Raw genomic sequence first — 18,617 nt, forward strand, 5'->3', positions numbered from 1 at the left:
ATTCCAATTTGCGTTTGGTTTTATAAGCTTAAGACCCCGTAACTAAGGAAAGTTGGCAGCAAAAAACACCATCGTTAAATGGTGCTTTACGGGTTAATTGTCGGATCAGTCAATCGATTCATCTAGTCCAAAATTTTGCCATTTGATCTATAATAAGAGATATTAGCCAACTATTTGGATTATCATAATTGAAAAGGTTTTACAGAAATAGGTGTTGTTATATGCTGTTTATCTTTTGTGCTTCGCTTAGATTCAAAAAACTTGCCAAAGTCTGCGGCTTTGGCTCCATCTGCATAGCCATTTTTAACATAAATGGATGTTAACTTCTTTTTGATTATATCATCCTTAACAGGGATTAACAAAGTAAATTCTGCATGTACCTCTCGCCTTACCAAACCATCTTGAAATTTTGACTTTTTAACTATCTTAGCTAATTCCCGATTCATCTTTCGCTTGTCAAAACTCAACTTCTGCATTACTTCGAAGGTTAATTTGTTAAAATAATCGGCAATATCAGGATTATCCCTCTCTAGTGTAGAAATGAAATCTCCTAATACAAACCTGATTTGTCCATCACTATCAAAAGGTCTTCTCCAGACATCCATCATCTTGGCTACATTCTCGCATCTAATCTTAAAATTTTCATTTTTATAATCAGTAAGCATCTGCTTATGAGTTGCTTCATATGAGTCTACTCGTAATCTAACTTTAAAGTTTCCAATCCTATCATAAGTAGAAATCAGAGTATCCTGAGATTTATAAGTAGTTTTAATTTTATTATCCAACATAAAGTTGTCTATCATGCCATGGTGTAATGATTCATCTTTTTTTATAATGTTTAATATTTTTGGTGCGCTTAAACATTGAGATAATGTGTCCTTACCTCCGGATGATTTTATATTATTACCCAACTGTTTTACTTCCTGAAATGCACTATAGCTTTCATCAAGGTATTGGCGTACTTCATTTTCGTCAATAGTTTCTAAGCTTGGATTGGTTCCAGTGATATGATAAATATCACTAACACCATTTCTCGCTCTACCAACAATCTGCACGTTATCTGTGTAGGGATCTAAAAGCGTTTTCTCATCGTAAACGTCGGTTATCATGATGACTATTGGTTTTGTCTCTAGAAATACATCAACTGCACTAAAGTAACGAGAGGTGAAAAATGTAAATCGTGGATAATTACTTAGCTTATCGTTAGCGTTATCAAACCCCTCTTTAGCAAGCTTTCTGACACTTTTACCTGAACAGTAAACAATGCTTTGTTCAGCGATACCCAAGGCTTCTATTATTGCATGAATGTGGGTAGCTGAATTGATGAAAATAAAAAATTTTTCATTAGGGTGGGCGTTAATCACTTTCTCCAGAGAAGCGATGATGTTATTGGTAATAACTAAATCTAATGGTTGGGAATAATCATAATCTGGTACAATCCTGTATATCTCGAAGCCATGCTGTTCAAATCTGGGATCTGTAGGTACTAATGCCGTTGCTGATATCATGCTCTTATTTTCAAACATAAAAAAGTCATCCATAGGCGCTTCGACCATTGGTCTAAAACCAACATCCTTAATTAATTTATCGCACTCGTCTAATAACATATAGAAGTCCTTAAATAGATCAAATTCTGATTCCTCTATAGCAGGCCTTACCTTTTTATCATATGCCTCTGGTGTACAAAGGATTTTCTTCCACACAACATTACCTTTGAGATACCTAAGTACATCTGACTGTGTTACCTTTTCATAAACAACGCATATGTCTGGGTATTTAAGCATATCATCTGCTTTTGCTTTTGATTTCTCTTCGATTACTGGAACATGAGGGTTCACACAGATTGAGTGATGTCGGAATATTTTAATTTCTCCATGTGTTGCTCCCCATCCAGGCAATGTTTTAATGTATATCTTGTTTGTCGGGAATCCCATTTTAAACAGTTCATAATCTGTTATATATTTGATAGCCCTTGATACTTTTATTTCTATCTCTTTCATAATAATAATGGCTAGTTAGGGTGCGCCTTAACGCACCCTGTTTTTAAAAGTTAACGGTTGTAGATAAAATCAACTAATTCCTCTGCTTTGAAATTGATTGCTACTTTGCCAGCTTGGTAGTCTGCAATTAGGTTGTTTAATTTACCTAATGGGAACACCTTACATTCAATCTCTCCTTTAGGAGAGAAGAATTTAATGTAGGCGTACGCATTGCCACCTTTATCAATTCCCTCATAGATGCGACCAGCAAGTCTCAAGCCCGAACTGATGGCATTGAAAAGTTTTTTGAAGTCACTCGCTTCCGACGTTCTCATTACCTTCACATACCTTTCGATTTGTGCTTTGCTTACACTTTTGAAGTACTTCATTGCTACCTCATCCACTGTTAACAGATTCTCAACTGTCTTCTTTGCAGTTGCACTCTTCTTGAACTTGGCAAGAAGAGGATTTAAAATTTTGGCTGTTGCCATAGTTTTAAGTTTATTTAATATTGCTCCACTTTATTGGTAGGAGATTAACCGCCTTCCCTTGAGGAATTAATACAAAGGAGCCTCGGGGATTAAGGTTAATAAATTAGAATTGGAGAGAAAAAGAGAAAGCCATATAATCGACTGACTATATGGCTAATAAATTTAAAATAAATTAAAACGGTGTAGCTAGATGTAAAGCTGCTTTTCCCCGTAGGTTTTTGAACGTTTTGTAGGATCGCTGTCTCTCACTATAGTTCTGATATAGCTATATTTATCTTCTCGGGTTGGATGATTGTATTCGATATATTTTAGAGCCTTAAGAATATCATAGATTAATACGTATCTATGCTTCTTAACAACCTCGAAAGTGTTATATTGAGTGATATAGATGTCCATCAGCAGTATTAGGTGGTTTAACAGTTTAATGTTCTTCTTACTCTTTCTGAATGTGCTTCTGCTTTCAAGTTCAATGTCATTTACATCATCCTTGGTCAGCTTCGTATAAAACTTAGTACCATTGCGCTGATGTTCTTCAATGATTTCTTTCAAAAGCATACTGTAAATCTTGTTTGCTAAGCGCTCTGGAATAACGATATTTTCGCCTCCATTTCTATCCGCTATAACAATATCCATGTCTGAAGGAATGTAAGTAAGCTTATTAACACCCAATCCCCCAACATGCCTAGCTTCTGCTTTGACATAACCATCTACAATAAGATGCTCTTTTGTATCTTCTGAAATTCTATCAAACCCCTTGCTTCTGTCCTCTGCATCAAGCAATAGGCTGGCTTCCTTGCCAATCAGAACCTTTTTTTTCTTTATGTTCAGATACAAACCAATCAGCTCATCTAGATAAGACAGTCTATTATCATTTCCTTGACGTTCTGAGAATTCTCCCCAACTGAACAATGTTGCAAATAACAAATTGTCTATGGCTTGTAGATTCAGTGATGGTATGTATTGTTTATGTTTTTCGCCAACATCACGAAGCTCATTATAGAGTTCGCTTAGCTTTCCATCATAATGTAGCGACTTATCATTACCACCCATAAACTTGAAAGGCAAATTGTTATAAGTTACTTTTAATTCTCCAATTATAATACTACCAAGCTGATCAGATATTGTAGGATGTATTCTTTCGTATGTATTTCCTCTAGCTAGCTCATCTGATATAAGTTTGTTGGCAAACTCAATGTTTGGGCTGATGTCTATAATATTATCTGCTTCGTTAAGTACCATCCAAATTTCTGTCAAAGGGTCTATAATTAGGTGAAAGGTACTAAATTTTGGATTTTGATATATTTCTTATTTCTCAATATCATAAATAAGGCATTCAATACAGATCATCTCGACGAGAATCGAACTGCTATCTAAGATATTTCTTCTAAAATTCGTAGTTCCCCTTGATTTTTTTAAAAGTTAACAAGTGATTAAGAGACATTTAAGGATGAAAATATGCGCCAGTAGATGCGCCAAAAGGATAGTATAAATGCCTCAAACTGATTGTAATTCGACCTTATTTCGTTATCTTTGATCAGAGATAATTAACAAATTAAATATCAGCAACAGACTGCCTTTTAAGTGTAATTATCTATTTTACAAGTGGTTAAAAACAAGAAAAGAGAGCTGTTACACTCTCTTTCTTTCAGTGATCCCGACGAGAATCGAACTCATATCTAAAGTTTAGGAAACTTCTATTCTATCCGTTGAACTACGGGACCATTTATGCCGCAAATATAATAAAAGTTTTGAGGCTAAATGTGTGAACTTGATGTTTCGGATGATATCCTTGGGGAAGGCTATCCTAAACAATAGCGGATGTTATCTGTTGCATTATATATTCACCTCATATTTCTGTTATGGATACGAAAATGATCTGGGCTAATCTTGCCGTGAAAGACTTGGCACGAACTGCTGAATTTTACAATGCCCTTGGCTTTAAACAAAATGGGGAGCAAACTACCGATCTGGTGAGCTTTTCTTTTGGCAATAATCATTTCATTATTCATTTCTTTACAGAACAGCAATTTACCAATGCAGCAAAGTTAGAGAACACGGTTCTTCACACCGGAACTGAAATTATATTTAGTCTCTCAGCAGAGAGCCGCGAAGAAGTTGATGTCTGGTTTGAAAAGACGAAGGCTGCTGGAGCCGCTATTTACGCCGAGAAAGAAAATTATCAAAAAGGTTACACCTTTGGCTTTTCGGATCCAGACGGACATAAGTTTAACGTGCTTTATTGGCCATCTTAATTTGAAGTTTACTTTCGACAAAACTTTGAACAGAGTCTCTAAAGGCTAACCTACATTATTGTATAAAAAAATCAGCAGATGCAATTTGTGCATCTGCTGATGTGATCACTTTTCAACTTGTGTGTTTAAAGTGCCTGAGGTAACGTCAAAATACACGAGTGAATCACTTGTGTTTAACCTAAGTTATACATCAGTTAGTTCCAGATGTACATGCTAAATACGAATTCTCAGCAAGGCTAGTTTTAAAAAAGATATTCCTATTTATATTATCCATTGATTTTCAGCATGCTTCGATTGCGCTCATTGGTTTTGGATGAACAAACGTGAATATCGCTTAAATAAGTTAACTTGCTGCCTTCAACGTTTCGAATCTAAGTACCTGTAATAAGCGAATCACTCCAATGCTCCAACGAATAGTCCACCCTATTTTAACGGCTCTTTTTTTCATGTTAACCGCAAATGCAAATCTCGCTTTTGCGCAGAAAAAAACATTTAGGAAAACTACTATCGATAGTTTGACTTTTACCCAAAACAGAAAAATAGTAAATAGTTTAAATACTAATGTATGGCTCAAAAAAGCTTTCACGCTTGATAGCATCCAAATTCCTTATCGGCTTCTTTTACCTAAAGCGCCTAAAACCGGAAAGAAAGGCTACCCTTTGGTGATTACTTTTCATAATTCCACCAGAATAGGCACCGACAATAAGCAGCAACTGGAGCCACTGGCAAAAATTTGGCTCCGACCTGAAATTTATAATGACTATCCATGCTATGTGGTGGCACCACAATTCAACAGGCGATCTTCCAACTATGCGAATGATGAGGTGGGTACTGCAATTGCAAAACCCTCTGCGGATGTTTCTGCTTTATTGAAATTGATTGACCAATTGGCAGATGAATATCCTGATATCGATCGAAATAGAATTTACCTGATCGGCTACTCCATGGGCGCCTCTACTGCACAAAATCTACTGAACCTGGCGCCAGATAAATTTGCAGCAACCATTTCTATCGCAGCCGTTTCAGATTTCTCTAACCTTCAAAAGATAAGGCTAAAAAACATTTGGCTCATCCATGGCGAAAAAGACGACGAAAACCCATACCAGAGTAGTTTGGCTTTATTTGATCGATTGGCTTCCAACAAAAATCTCGTTTTCACAACCTTCACCAATCTAAATCACAACAACATTGTAATTCCGTTTTTATTAACTGAGGAGATTCCAAAATGGCTGTTTAGTAAATGGAAATAATTTTTGATAGAACAAATGATCGCACCTGCAGGAAACCAGTATCTGTTTAATCGGAATTTGATGATGAAGGCGAAGGCGGTTTGGCTTTACCTGCTACTTTTTGGCGGCTTATCAGTCACCTTTATCGTTGCAGCAATGATCGACCCAAATGTTGGAAAAGGGATTAACGGGTTGACTGACAAAAATCGATACAGCCAAAAAGATATCAACCCTTTAATGTTGAAATACACCACTGGGATCCGCTCTATTTTTGCAGATAGCAAAGGAGATATTTGGTTTGGCAGTGACCAGGAGGGTGTTGCGCTGCTTCATAAAGGGAAATTTGAATATTTTAATAAGTCGAATGGTTTAAGTGATCATCAGGTACGGAACATTTATGAAGATAAAAATGGTGTGGTTTGGTTTGAGTGCGGCAGGGGCTTAAGCCGATATCAAGACGGTAAAATGGCGGTTTATACCCAGAAGGATTACCATAAAAAAAACGACTGGAAGCTCAACAAGAATAGTATTTGGTTTAAGGGAAATGAGATGGAAGCCTATAATCAGCTTGAAGGCAACCCTGGCGTATACGAATATGATGGAAAAAACCTCTCCTACCGCACATTTCCCATTCGTTCCAGAGTAGGGCATGAAAATCACTATTCGATATCAACGGCTTTTGTGAAGGGCAAAAATGGCAGACTTTGGTTTGGCTCCTATGGCGCAGTACTGGGCTATGACGGAAACAATTTTAAAATTCTGAACGATTCGACCCTGGGTTTGAGCGACAAAACCGGGCATCTCCACACCAGAGCGATCATGGAAGATCGTAAAGGCAACCTTTGGATTGGCAACAACGGGATAGGTGTATTGAGATACGACGGCAATAAGGTTGTTAATTTTACTGTTGAACAAAAACTCAGAAAAGCCGACATCGGGGGGAATTCGTTAGAAAAAGTTTTTGCACTTGCCGAGGATCAGTCCGGAAATATATGGTTTGGAACCGTAGGATCTGGTGTATGGCGATATGATGGAAAGTTGATGAAGAATTTTACTAAAGCAGATGGACTGGAGAGCCAACACATCTGGACAATCTACAAAACACCGCAAGGCGAATTGTGGTTCGGCGGCGCAAACCCAAGTGGAGTATACCAGTTAACGGGAGATAGGTTTGAAAGGAAATTTTAACCTTTACATCTATAATTTAACCTACCAAGCCAATAGGTCGCAGCTGCTACTGTGGCTTATGGCTTGGCAGGTTTAGTTTGAAATCAAACTCTTATTTTTTTTCAGTGTAAGAATTATTACGCTATTTCAATATTTTCTATCCCCTTTTCTAAAGCAGTTTTTTTTAGATCAGGCATATTTACGCCTTCTACTCTGAAAACAGTAACATCTGTCATTCCCAGAAAGCCAAGAACAGCTTTTAAATAAGGTGCGGCAAAATCATAGGCTTGCATCGGTCCATCAGAATATACGCCACCAGAGGCAATGGCCAGATAAACTTTTTTCCCTTTAACTAAACCTTCAGGTCCGGTTGCTCCGTACTGAAAGGTAACGCCAGCTCTGGCGATGTGATCAATCCATGCTTTAAGCGTAGAATGGATGCCGAAATTGTAAAAAGGTACACCAATGACTAAAATATCTGCATCTTTTATTTCCTGAATCGCCTCATCAGAATGTTGTACCGCAAGCCGATTTTCGGGACTTCTCTGTTCTACAGGCGTATAAAAAGCGTTAAGATGCGCTTCCTCCAGGTGAGGGAAATGCTTGTTGATAAGGTTACTCTCCTTAACCTTTGATCCCGGGTATTTGAATTGAATTTTATCGACAATGGCATTACCTAGTTTAATGCTCATAGAGGCCTCTCCACGAGGACTTGACATAATATGAAGGATATTTTTCATCTGTATATATTTTTTTAAGGGTGATGAAGCGATCAGATTGATTCATTCCACTATGTGGTTTCAAAAAATCGTGATGGTTTCCTGTTTCTAAATTTACCAGACAAATTTAGCCGTAACACCTGAGCAAACCTTCTTACTATCCCAAAGGGTAGTGCTATCCTTTGGGATAGCCTCTTTAAAATCAGGCACAAAAAAAGCCCCGAAAAACTCCGGGGCTTGATGCAAATCCTAATGATATATTATCGAATAATACTACCTTCTTGAAACTTTTCAACCGGAGCAACAAAGGTTAATTTACCTTCCGAATTCTCGGCCATTAAAATCATTCCCTGTGATAAAATTCCTTTAATTTCACGGGGAGCAAGATTAACAATCATGCTCACTTGCTTGCCGATAATATTTTCTGGCTTATAGTATTCTGCAATACCTGAAACTACGGTTCGTTCATCGATACCGGTATTTACGGTTAGCTTTAATAACTTTTTGGTTTTCTCTACCTTTTCGGCCGCTACTATAGTTGCCACACGGATATCTATTGCAGAAAAATCATCGAAATTAATGTTTTCTTTAGCAGGAGTAGCCACAACAGCACTCGCGGCATTCGTTGCTTTACTTTGATTCAGTTTTTCAATCTGAAAATCGATTTCAGCATCTTCAATTTTCTCGAAAAGGAGTACGCCTTCTCCAATCTGATGACCGCGTTTAAGCAAACTCACACTTCCTGCATCATCCCAATCATGACCACCATTCACCAGCATCTTCATCAACTTCTCCGCGGTAAATGGTAAGAAAGGCTCAATTAAGATTTGAATATTTGCTGCGATTTGGAGCGACAAGTGCAAAATGGTCCTCACGCGATCTTCATCTGTTTTAATCAGCTTCCAGGGTTCAGTTTCTGCTAAATATTTATTTCCCAAACGGGCAACATTCATCACTTCGGATAAAGCCTCTCTAAAACGATAATTCTCTATTGAAGCCGATATTTTTGCCGGATAACCTGCCAGCTCATCAATTACAGCTTGATCAACTTCAGTAATTTCCATGCAGGTGGGCACAATTCCATTGAAATATTTATGGGTAAGTACCACCACGCGGTTTACAAAATTGCCAAGTATAGCGACAAGCTCGTTATTGTTTCTGGCCTGAAAATCTTTCCAGGTAAAATCGTTATCCTTTGTTTCTGGTGCTGTTGCGGTAAGTACATAACGCAACACATCTTGTTTGCCTTCAAACTCACGCAGGTATTCGTTTAACCAAACTGCCCAGTTTTTAGAGGTAGAGATCTTCTGTCCTTCGAGGTTTAGAAATTCATTGGCTGGCACATTGTCGGCCAGGGTATAATCGCCATGCGCCATTAACATGGCCGGAAAAATGATACAGTGAAAAACAATATTATCCTTGCCAATGAAATGTACCAATTTGGTTTCATCACTTTTCCAATATTCCTCCCAACCACATTTATCCGCTTCGTAATTACTGATGTAATATTCTTCCGCTTTTGGATTCCAAACATCGAGTTTGGCATAGTTACAAAGTTCTTTTGTGGCAGAGATATAGCCAATCGGAGCATCGAACCACACATATAATACTTTACCTTCCGCATCGCGGAGCGGAACACGTACGCCCCAATCTAAATCGCGGGTCATGGCCCGGGGCTGTAACCCAGCATTCAACCAGCTTTGGCATTGTCCGTAAACATTTGGCCGCCACTCTTTGTGGCTTTCAATATAAGTCCGCAGGCGATCTTCGTATTGATCTAAAGGTAAAAACCAGTTTTTAGTTTCCTTTAAGATGGGTTTATCTCCTGAAAGCGTAGATTTTGGATTAATTAAATCGGTAGCATTTAAAGTAGAACCGCAGTTTTCACACTGATCGCCATAGGCGTTCTCATTGCCGCATTTTGGGCACGTACCGGTAATGTATCGATCAGCTAAAAATTGTTTCGCCGTAGGATCATAATATTGCTCTGTAATTTCTTCGGTAAATACACCTTTATCATAAAGGGTTTTAAAAAAATCTGAAGCCGTTTGATGATGGGTTTGCGAAGAGGTACGGTGATAAATATCGAAAGAAACCCCAAATTCTTTAAAAGAATCTCCGATAATCTTATGGTATTTATCTACCACCTCCTGTGGGGTAATTCCTTCGCGTTTTGCCTTCAAAGTAATTGGCACACCGTTTTCATCCGACCCGCAGATAAACTTCACATCGCGTTTATTGGACCGAAGGTAGCGGGCATATATATCAGCAGGAATGTAAACACCGGCTAGGTGCCCGATATGTACCGGCCCATTGGTATATGGAAGTGCTGCCGTTACGGTATATCTTTTTATTTTACTATTATCCAAAACAATTTTTATTAATTTGGCAAAGATAAGTGTTTTAAAGATGATTAAGCAGCCCCCGTATTTAAAAAAAGGAGATAAGATTGCCATAGTTTGTCCGGCAAAGAAATTACCTAAATCCATTGATAGTGCAATTTCCATTTTGGAAAATTGGGGCCTAGAGGTTATAGTTGGCGAAAGTGTATATGCAAGTCACCATCAGTTTGCGGGCACAGATCAATTGAGAACCAACGACATTCAGCATTTTTTGGATGATGAAACCATAAAAGCGATTATTTGCGGTCGCGGGGGCTATGGCACCATCCGTATTATTGACGAACTCGACTTTACGAAGTTTAAGCAGAATCCGAAATGGTTTATTGGATTTAGTGATGTGACGATTCTACTTTCGCACATTATAGCGCAAACCCAGATCCAATGCTTACATGCGCAAATGCCTTACACTTTCGATGAATCTACACCTGAAGCTTTAGCGTCATTAAAAAAGGTGATTTTTGGTGAGCGTCAAACTTATCGTTACCGCAGCGAATTTAATAATCAACCGGGTGTTGGAAAAGGCCTTTTAATAGGGGGAAATTTAACATTGCTTGTCATGATGCAGGGATCAGTTTCGGAGATGGATTTTGATGGTAAAATCTTATTTCTAGAAGATGTGGGAGAACAAGAGTATAGCATCGATAGAATGTTGAGGATGCTGAAGCGTGCGGGAAAGCTAAGAAATCTTCGGGGCTTAATCATTGGTGCATTTAATGAAATCGCAAAAGAGAAGATCTTTTTTGGCCAAACGGCAGAGCAGGTAATTTGGGATATCGTGAAAGATTATGCTTATCCTATTTGTTTCAATTTTCCCACCGGACATATTGAAAATAATTTAAGTATGGTTTTAGGGGCTGAAGTAGAATTAAAAGCAGAAAAAAACGACGTTCAATTTAAATATTTATAACATGGCAATTTTTGATAGTTTAGGTAAGTATCGCAACACTGGCCTATTAATTCTCCGCATTGGTTTAGGCGTGATGTTTATTATTCATGGTTTCCCAAAATTGGCTGGCGGTCCTTCTGGCTGGGCAGGTTTAGGCGGCAGCATGAAAGTTGTCGGCATTGATTTCTTACCCGTTTTTTGGGGCTTTATGGCTTCTGTAGCTGAAACCTCTGGCGGCTTTTTGTTAATTGTAGGATTATTTTTTCGCCCTGCCTGTATGTTATTGGTTTTTACAATGGCTATAGCCGCTTTGGTTCATTTTGGAAAAGGCGATGGCCTGAAAGGCGCAAGCCATGCAATAGAGTTGGGTATTGTATTTTTCAGCTTGGTTTTTATCGGCCCTGGAAAATATAGTGTAGATAAGAAATGATGTTTGATTTATTAAATTGGGGAGAAAGGCCTCTCATAAATCAGTAGAAATTATAGGAGATTCAAAAAATAATTAAACCCATTAAGAACCTTTGATTTGAAGCACGTATATAATTAAATAACTTTTTTAATTCTTATCTTATGAGAAACATACTATTAATTATTGCTTTATTGCTTGCATTTTCATGTTCAAGCGCTGCACAGTTTAAAATCGGGCAAGATATTATTGGTACACCTTACGACTCTAAGTATACTGATGGATATGTTGGTGATGTTTATTTATACTCCAACTGGATAACTGGACACGTTTTGCAAGAGAATGAAAAATATTTTAATAACATGCTTTTGAAATATGACATATTTAATGATCGCATCATTTTTAAATCAAATGAGGATCAGGCTATGGCATTCAAATATCCAATTAAAGAATTTCAAATGATCTTGAATAAATCCTCAATCGAACCTATGGCTTTGTTCAAAAATGGTTTTCCTGAGGTTGGGAAATATAATCAAAAAAGTTACTATCAAGTTTTGACGGAAGGAAAAACAACACTGCTTAAAAAGCTTTATAAATCGATTTCTGAAAGCATTTCATATGGAGAGTCTGAAAAGAAAAAGACATTCTTGTACAACGAAATATACTTTCTTTGCCATCAAGGAAAGATGATTAAATTTCAAAAAAATACTAAAAACTTATTGGCTATTCTTTCAGATAAAAGGACTAAACTAAGTAATTTTATAAAGGAGAAAAATTTAATTATGAAATCAGAAGAGGATTATGTAAATGTGATAAACTATTACAACACACTATAATCGTAACAAACTTACAAAGTTAGCTTTTATCCAAATCACCACATGTTAAAGAGCTGTTGCATATAGGATATAATAACTATTACCTATTTTTTTAATCATGTATGTTTTTATTTATTAGCGTTGATAACTATCATTTTGGGAAGAAGCATACAGCTCAAGTACATCAAATTCTAATAATATTGGCTGTTTATATCATAACTAAAATACGGTTTTTAATCCCAATATCTACAATAACTTTTCTTATAAAACTAAAAAACCCGATAGCAAATAACTATCGGGTTGTAATCAAATATAAATGCCAAAAATATTAGTCTCCCACGAGTGGATTTGTATTTCTCTCATTAATTGGAATGGGGAAAGTATATCTAGGATCAGCAACTGGAATGTTTTGTCCAGAAGCCCCGATTGCCGGTAAAGGTCTATTTAACCTTGCTAAATCATTATATCTTTGCCCTTCACCTAACAATTCAATTCTACGCTCTTTTAATATAGTTTCAAAAAGCTGTGATGCATTTAATGTGCCAAAATTGTAGCTCGCATCCGAACGTTGGCGAACAGCATCAAGTAAAGCTCTAGCTCTAGCTAAATTGCCACCTGCAGAACGAGCTTCAGCTTCAGCAACATTAAGTAATACCTCAGCATACCTAATCATTGGAACAAAGTCAGTCCAAGGTGAAGGGGTGTTATACTTTTTTAATACAGGTTGGGCAGTTAAACCCGAACCCGTAAATAAAGCCGTGAAAGCTGTTTTACGAGCATCAGTAGCTGGCCAAAGAGGATCAGCATAAATACCTGGTGAAGTTCTATTTAAATAATAAATTAAGTTTGCTCCAGTAAAGCTATTATAATAATAAGCTAACTGATTCTGAGTTCCTGGTGCATTAGTTGCAGCCATTGGAAAAGAGAATATCGATTCTGAATTTGTGTATGGAGGGACATACAGTGTAGCCACATTTGCAGCTAAGCTGTGCCCGGCTCCAGCAGTTGTAGAAAAAGGTGCTGTAGCTGGAACAATTTTATTACCTTCTTCAATAACTTTAGGAAAATTTCCCATCGCCAAATAAACGCGTGTTTTCAAGGCTATAACAGTATTCTTATGCGCCCTTGTAGTTTTTGCTAAAGCTGTAGAATAGGTTGTTGGTAGCTGAGCTTCTGCTTCATCCAAATCTTTAAGAATTTGAGCATAAACTTGAGCAACTGTGCTTGAAGCCAGTGCATTATTAGCTGCAGTAGTTTCTGGCTGCAACCTCAATGGCAAACCTCTTGATGCGCCATTATCCAATGCATAAGGTTTTGCAAAAATCTGTACCAACTGGAAGTACACTAGAGCTCTAATAAATTTAGATTCACCAAGCGCAGGATTAGTTACTGTTGCCGGTAATCCAGCTACATTTTGGGTTAATCCATCGATAGCTAAGTTCGCACGATTGATTGTACCATAACCTACAGACCAAAAGCTTGAAATGTATGAGTTTGTTGCATCATTGGTTGCTTGATAAACATCTGCACCGGTAACGACGTTAGGATCCCTGAGAATATACTCTTCGGCACGAATGTCGTTGTAGATGTGGTAACGACCGCCGAATAAAGAGCCATTTTTCGCAGATGAATACAATCCTGTAATAACTTTATCTATACGCTGAGCAGTTGTATACGCTTCTTCCTGAGGAAGCTCAAGTTCTGGCGACTTCTCTAAAAACTCTTTTTTACATGAAGTTGCCAAAATGCTAAGAAGAAATACCGCGGTAACAACTTTTGATACCGGAAATCTATATGTTTTTTTATGAAAAATTCTCATGTTATTTATTAAATTATAAGCCCAAACTGATACCAAATGTAAATACCCTACCTTGTGGAATACTATTTCTTTCAATACCGCTTGCTAAATTTGTATCACCATTTGAAGAGATCTCAGGATCTACCCCAGTATATCCAGTTATCAAGAAAGCATTGTTAACCTGACCATACACTCTCAAGCTAGATATTCCAGATTTTCCAAAAATAGTTTTAGGTAATCTATATCCTAGTGTAGCAGTTTGTAACCTTAAGAAGTCACCTTTCTCAACATTCTCAGAAATTAAGTAAGATGAACCATTAGATACATTATCACTAAAAACTGGGAAGGGAATTGTTCCGGATGTATTCGTAGGAGACCATGCATTACTCACAACTTCTACAGAATTGTTCCAAAACCTTTGATCTAAAAGACCAGCACGAGAGCCATTATAGATATAATTCCCACCAGAAAAAGTAAAGTTTAGTGAAAGATCAAAATTACCATAGCTCATATTGTTGTTAAAACCCCCATACCAAGTAGGAAGTGTATTGCCTAATATTTGTTGTTGTGACGCTGGAGATGGAGCAGCCAGGCCATTATCAACATAAGTATAACCATTACCGGCACTTTGATGCAAGTATTGAATTTCTCTTCCGGTTCTATCAACAAAAATACGGCGTCCGTTTGCAGGGTTAACACCATTTGTTTTAACACCATATATTTGAGCAGCTGAATATCCTGGAATTGTGATACTGGTTTGTTCTAAATCACTGGTACTTGTTAAGATTTGTGTAATTTGTGGATCCAGAGCGGTTACCATGTTTTTGATAGTTGTAAAATTCAAGGTCGAGTTCCATTTAAAGTTCCCTTCACGGAATATAGCAGCATTTAAGGCAAACTCAAAACCTCTATTGTACATGCTACCAACATTTGAGCGAATGAAACCTCCAGGAATACCTTTTGATGGAGCCTGGGGAACATTTAAAATTAAGCCATCAATATTTTTGTTGAAATAATCTACCTCTAATGAGAACCTATTATTTAAAAACGCAATGTTAATACCAACATCTGTTTGTTTACTAGTCTCCCAGCCTAGATCTGCATTTCCAGCTCTATTGAATAGAAAACCCGTTCCTGTTTCTCCGTATAATGTTGGATCATATGTTGAAAAAAAGTTATAAGCACCAACTGCGGCATTACCCACAACGCCATAACTTCCTCTGATACGTAAATTGCTAATTATTTTTGCTAAAGAAGAGTTAGCGAAAAAAGCCTCTTTAGAAACATCCCAAGCTAAAGATCCACCCCCAAAATTACCCCATCTTTTTTCTGGTGAAAGTCCAGAATTCCCATCCCTTCTGAAGTTACCATTAATAAAATATTTGTTATCGAAATTATAGTTAGCAATAGCTAGATAAGATTCTAATGCAGTTGCATTTAACCCATTTCCTGCAGCGGTGTTGTTGGTAAATTGACCTTGAAATTGTGTGTAAAACGGATCTGACAATGTTGTCCTTTGAGCGCCCCAATCGTCAGATGTAGTACTTTGTGCTTCGTTACCAGCAATTAATGACAAATTATGTAAGCCCCCGAAGGTTTTATTATAATTGATGGTATTTATAAAGTTTTTATTATTTCTACGATTATTATTATTGTATGCACTACCAGTAGTGCTAAATCCATCACCACTTAGTGGATTCCAAAATCTGTAATTTTCAGTATTCCCTCTATCCCATGAAAAAGATGATTTTACTGATAAATCTTTTGTAAGTTTAATTTCAGCACCTAAATTAGCTATAATTCTTGTTGTTTCTGAAGTATTTCTATCCCTTTCAATTAGAACTTGTGGATTAGACCAGCTTGTAGGTACTAAGTTAGGGCCATTGCCAACTGTGCCATTGTTGCTAAGGCTATAAGAACCGTCATCATTGAAAGGTCTTAAATTTGGGGAAAGCGCAAAAGCTAACCTTCCTAAACCAGAACTTGCGAATGCACCTCCTGCGGCAGAACCGCTATTAGGGCTTTGGTTGTAAGTATTAGTGTAAGCCAAGTTCATGTTCAATTTTAAGAAACTAGTTGCTTGATGAATAACATTAGCACGACCTGTGTATCTTTTGAAATTATTACCTCTTAAAAATCCCTGTTGATCAGATAGACCACCAGAGATAAAATATGAAGTCTTTTCAGTTGCGCTACTTAAGCTAACATTATGATTTTGAGTTACAGCTGAACGGTATATTACATCATTCCAATTTGTATTAACCTCAGAACCATCAGCACGTAGATTCGGGAAAAAGCTGTTTCCATTGGCATCAGTTACAACTGTAGCAGTTGGATTAACTGCCTTCAAATTTTTTACAGCTTGATTTTTATATGCGATATACTGGCCTGCGTCCATTACTTCAGGAAGTCTAACTGCATTACTAACACCTGCCCAAGCATCATAAGAGAATTTGGTTTGTCCTTGTTTTCCCTTTTTTGTAGTGATAATTAGTACACCGGCTGCACCTCTAGAACCATAAATTGCGGTTGAAGCTGCATCTTTTAAAATATCGATAGTTTCAATATCTTCTGGATTAATGTCTCCTAATGGGTTGTTTGCCGCCGAGTTCTGTGAAGTATTGGAAGTTGAAATGGGGATACCATCTACAACCACCAAAGGAAATGAAGATAGAGATAAGGAACTTAATCCCCTAACACGTATCACTGGCGGGTTGTTTAGTAAACCGTTTGGCTGAACAATGCTAACTCCTGTCGCTTGTCCTACCAATCCCTGTCCAAAACTTTGAACAGGTTTATTTGCTATTTGGGCTGCATTTACAGTTGATGAAGCACCAGTAAAGCTTTTTCGTTGAATCGTACCATAACCCGTAACAACTACATCTGTTAAGGTTTTAGCATCACTTACCAACATCACATCAATTGAATTTCCAGCGCCAATAGCTCTCGTTTGAGCTGAATAGCCAATATAAGTAAACTCTAATGCTGTAGCATTGCCAGTTACACGAAGGGTATACTTACCATTTGCACCTGTTGTGGTTCCACCAGATGCACCTTTGATTTTTACACTTACGCCAGGTAATGGTAACCCATCCTCCTTACCCGTAACTGTACCAGTGATTGTTCTTTCTTGCGCTATTGCAGTCCCCGCAATAAACAGCAATATGAACAAACTTTGTAAAAGTTTTTTCATAAAAGTTTTTAGTTTAGTTAATAATATTTGTCTAAGATAAAGTTTGGTTATCCGTAATGCAAATTTTACATAATAAAAAGAATCACATTATTTTCCTAAAAAGAATACAAAACATAAAATATATTGCCTGAACGTTAATTAAATCGGCAAATTTTATTATTATTAACCAAAAAAAAGACAATTTCACAAACTCAAACACTAAAAAAGATACAATTAGATTAATTTAGCATTAGATATATTTTGTTAAGAAGAATCTCAGTTGCTACAGACAATGAATATAAACTGAAAAATCGTGCATTTAAACCTTAGTTTTACCGTTTAAGTCGTAATAAATAGATATTAATTTATAATTAGCGGTTTAATAATGTTTTTAATTTTTATGATCTAATCTTATCAAGCCGTTATATCAGGAATACTACGCGCTGCATAATATCTATTGAACGCCCTAGGCCGTTTTCATATTAATCATTGCTATTACACCTAGCTGAAACAATTTGTATTACCTACATAAAATGTTTATCTTGATTAGAATCATTAAAGAATTTATAAGCCCACGATAAATATTATGAAGTCATATCTTTTACATATAGTATTTTTTTCTTTAGCAATAGGAAATGCAGTTGCGCAGATTGGCGTCGATGTTATCCTTGCAAATAATGATGTTAATTATTCTGGCAAGAATACTGCGGCAAAAAACAATACCGACTATTTAATTCAAAGTTGGAATAAGGGGGCGGTTCGATTGAGTAATGGTTCTATATACAGGAATATATTCCTTATTTATGACATTGTTAATAATAGACCAATTTTTAAATCTGATAGCGGAACTCCGCAGATGTTCAAAACTCCTGTAAGTGAATTTTCATTAAATATTGCTTCAGAAGGCAAAGAAAATGTAATTCGAAATTTTCGAAGTGGCTACCCTGCTCTTGAGGGAAACAACACATCCACTTTCTATGAAGTGTTATCCAATGGAAAGATAACTTTTTTGAAAAGCATTAAAGTCAGAACTGTAGATGAAAGAGCTTCAGGTGCGATATATAGCGTTATGCAAAAACAGCAGATTAATAGTTATTTTTTCTTCGCCAACGATAAGCTCATTAGTGCAAAAAAAGATAAAAAACAGATTTATGCTATACTTGAAAACTCTAAGCACAAAATGCTAGACGAATTTATAGAGAAAAATCATCTGAAGATGAAAACAGATGAGGACATAACTAAGCTAATTGATTACTATAATAGCTTGTGATAGTATCAAAATGGAGAATAAGCACCATAAA

At 36.8% G+C, this 18,617-nt stretch carries 14 protein-coding genes and 1 tRNA gene; 7 read left to right on the top strand and 8 right to left on the bottom strand.

Annotated elements, in window-relative coordinates; translation table 11 throughout:
- Positions 1-182: 182 nt before the first annotated feature.
- The 4 genes from OQZ33_RS00480 to OQZ33_RS00495 all read right to left on the bottom strand — a co-directional run bounded on the left by OQZ33_RS00480 (position 183) and on the right by OQZ33_RS00495 (position 4,191).
- On the bottom strand, positions 183-2,000 hold the full coding sequence (locus tag OQZ33_RS00480) for a hypothetical protein (RefSeq protein ID WP_265797089.1): 1,818 nt from the start codon (positions 1,998-2,000) through the stop codon (positions 183-185).
- A gap of 50 nt (positions 2,001-2,050) precedes the next feature.
- Positions 2,051-2,470 (bottom strand): hypothetical protein, encoded by a 420-nt coding sequence (locus OQZ33_RS00485; protein ID WP_265797090.1) that lies wholly within the window; start codon positions 2,468-2,470, stop codon positions 2,051-2,053.
- 186 nt (positions 2,471-2,656) lie between these two features.
- Positions 2,657-3,724, bottom strand: a complete 1,068-nt coding sequence (locus OQZ33_RS00490; RefSeq protein ID WP_265797091.1) for a hypothetical protein — start codon at positions 3,722-3,724, stop codon at positions 2,657-2,659.
- 395 nt (positions 3,725-4,119) lie between these two features.
- Positions 4,120-4,191, bottom strand: a tRNA-Arg gene (locus OQZ33_RS00495).
- 138 nt (positions 4,192-4,329) lie between these two features.
- Here OQZ33_RS00495 and OQZ33_RS00500 point away from each other — a divergent pair.
- The 3 genes from OQZ33_RS00500 (at position 4,330) to OQZ33_RS00510 (ending at position 7,139) form a co-directional block, all read left to right on the top strand.
- Positions 4,330-4,722, top strand: coding sequence for a VOC family protein (locus tag OQZ33_RS00500; RefSeq protein ID WP_265797092.1), 393 nt, complete (start codon positions 4,330-4,332; stop codon positions 4,720-4,722).
- Positions 4,723-5,168: 446 nt separating this feature from the next.
- A complete protein-coding gene (locus tag OQZ33_RS00505) occupies positions 5,169-5,972 on the top strand; it encodes a prolyl oligopeptidase family serine peptidase (protein WP_265797093.1) in 804 nt (267 codons plus the stop codon).
- Between the two features lie 15 nt (positions 5,973-5,987).
- Positions 5,988-7,139 carry a ligand-binding sensor domain-containing protein gene (locus tag OQZ33_RS00510; RefSeq protein WP_265797094.1) on the top strand — a complete coding sequence of 384 codons (1,152 nt, stop codon included), beginning with the start codon at positions 5,988-5,990 and terminating at the stop codon, positions 7,137-7,139.
- A gap of 116 nt (positions 7,140-7,255) precedes the next feature.
- Here the strand turns inward: OQZ33_RS00510 and OQZ33_RS00515 are convergent, their stop codons facing one another.
- On the bottom strand, positions 7,256-7,858 hold the full coding sequence (locus OQZ33_RS00515) for an FMN-dependent NADH-azoreductase (protein WP_265797095.1): 603 nt from the start codon (positions 7,856-7,858) through the stop codon (positions 7,256-7,258).
- A gap of 239 nt (positions 7,859-8,097) precedes the next feature.
- Positions 8,098-10,206 (bottom strand): methionine--tRNA ligase, encoded by a 2,109-nt coding sequence (gene metG / locus OQZ33_RS00520; RefSeq protein ID WP_322974994.1) that lies wholly within the window; start codon positions 10,204-10,206, stop codon positions 8,098-8,100.
- A 40-nt stretch (positions 10,207-10,246) separates the two neighbouring features.
- On the opposite strand from metG, the gene OQZ33_RS00525 reads away from it, so the two are divergent.
- The 3 genes from OQZ33_RS00525 to OQZ33_RS00535 all read left to right on the top strand — a co-directional run bounded on the left by OQZ33_RS00525 (position 10,247) and on the right by OQZ33_RS00535 (position 12,367).
- Entirely contained in the window at positions 10,247-11,146 is a 900-nt protein-coding gene (locus tag OQZ33_RS00525) for a S66 peptidase family protein (protein ID WP_265797097.1), read from the top strand.
- A 1-nt stretch (position 11,147) separates the two neighbouring features.
- Complete coding sequence (locus OQZ33_RS00530) at positions 11,148-11,555, top strand: DoxX family protein (protein ID WP_265797098.1); 408 nt, start codon at positions 11,148-11,150, stop codon at positions 11,553-11,555.
- Between the two features lie 140 nt (positions 11,556-11,695).
- A complete protein-coding gene (locus OQZ33_RS00535; RefSeq protein ID WP_265797099.1) occupies positions 11,696-12,367 on the top strand; it encodes a hypothetical protein in 672 nt (223 codons plus the stop codon).
- Between the two features lie 307 nt (positions 12,368-12,674).
- Here the strand turns inward: OQZ33_RS00535 and OQZ33_RS00540 are convergent, their stop codons facing one another.
- Complete coding sequence (locus OQZ33_RS00540) at positions 12,675-14,165, bottom strand: RagB/SusD family nutrient uptake outer membrane protein (protein ID WP_265797100.1); 1,491 nt, start codon at positions 14,163-14,165, stop codon at positions 12,675-12,677.
- A gap of 13 nt (positions 14,166-14,178) precedes the next feature.
- On the bottom strand, positions 14,179-17,337 hold the full coding sequence (locus tag OQZ33_RS00545; RefSeq protein ID WP_265797101.1) for a SusC/RagA family TonB-linked outer membrane protein: 3,159 nt from the start codon (positions 17,335-17,337) through the stop codon (positions 14,179-14,181).
- 565 nt (positions 17,338-17,902) lie between these two features.
- Between OQZ33_RS00545 and OQZ33_RS00550 the strand changes: the two genes are divergently transcribed.
- Entirely contained in the window at positions 17,903-18,586 is a 684-nt protein-coding gene (locus OQZ33_RS00550; protein ID WP_265797102.1) for a hypothetical protein, read from the top strand.
- The last annotated feature ends 31 nt before the right edge of the window (positions 18,587-18,617 follow it).

This window comes from Pedobacter sp. MC2016-05 (assembly GCF_026239735.1).
Taxonomy (GTDB): domain Bacteria; phylum Bacteroidota; class Bacteroidia; order Sphingobacteriales; family Sphingobacteriaceae; genus Pedobacter.

Bases quoted from the DNA above. Each gene is read 5' to 3' on its own strand.
- OQZ33_RS00480 (WP_265797089.1), bottom strand. From the start codon at position 2,000: ATGAAAGAGATAGAAATAAAAGTATCAAGGGCTATCAAATATATAACA.
- OQZ33_RS00485 (WP_265797090.1), bottom strand. From the start codon at position 2,470: ATGGCAACAGCCAAAATTTTAAATCCTCTTCTTGCCAAGTTCAAGAAG.
- OQZ33_RS00500 (WP_265797092.1), top strand. From the start codon at position 4,330: ATGGATACGAAAATGATCTGGGCTAATCTTGCCGTGAAAGACTTGGCA.
- OQZ33_RS00505 (WP_265797093.1), top strand. From the start codon at position 5,169: ATGTTAACCGCAAATGCAAATCTCGCTTTTGCGCAGAAAAAAACATTT.
- OQZ33_RS00510 (WP_265797094.1), top strand. From the start codon at position 5,988: ATGATCGCACCTGCAGGAAACCAGTATCTGTTTAATCGGAATTTGATG.
- OQZ33_RS00515 (WP_265797095.1), bottom strand. From the start codon at position 7,858: ATGAAAAATATCCTTCATATTATGTCAAGTCCTCGTGGAGAGGCCTCT.
- OQZ33_RS00525 (WP_265797097.1), top strand. From the start codon at position 10,247: ATGATTAAGCAGCCCCCGTATTTAAAAAAAGGAGATAAGATTGCCATA.
- OQZ33_RS00530 (WP_265797098.1), top strand. From the start codon at position 11,148: ATGGCAATTTTTGATAGTTTAGGTAAGTATCGCAACACTGGCCTATTA.
- OQZ33_RS00535 (WP_265797099.1), top strand. From the start codon at position 11,696: ATGAGAAACATACTATTAATTATTGCTTTATTGCTTGCATTTTCATGT.
- OQZ33_RS00540 (WP_265797100.1), bottom strand. From the start codon at position 14,165: ATGAGAATTTTTCATAAAAAAACATATAGATTTCCGGTATCAAAAGTT.
- OQZ33_RS00545 (WP_265797101.1), bottom strand. From the start codon at position 17,337: ATGAAAAAACTTTTACAAAGTTTGTTCATATTGCTGTTTATTGCGGGG.
- OQZ33_RS00550 (WP_265797102.1), top strand. From the start codon at position 17,903: ATGAAGTCATATCTTTTACATATAGTATTTTTTTCTTTAGCAATAGGA.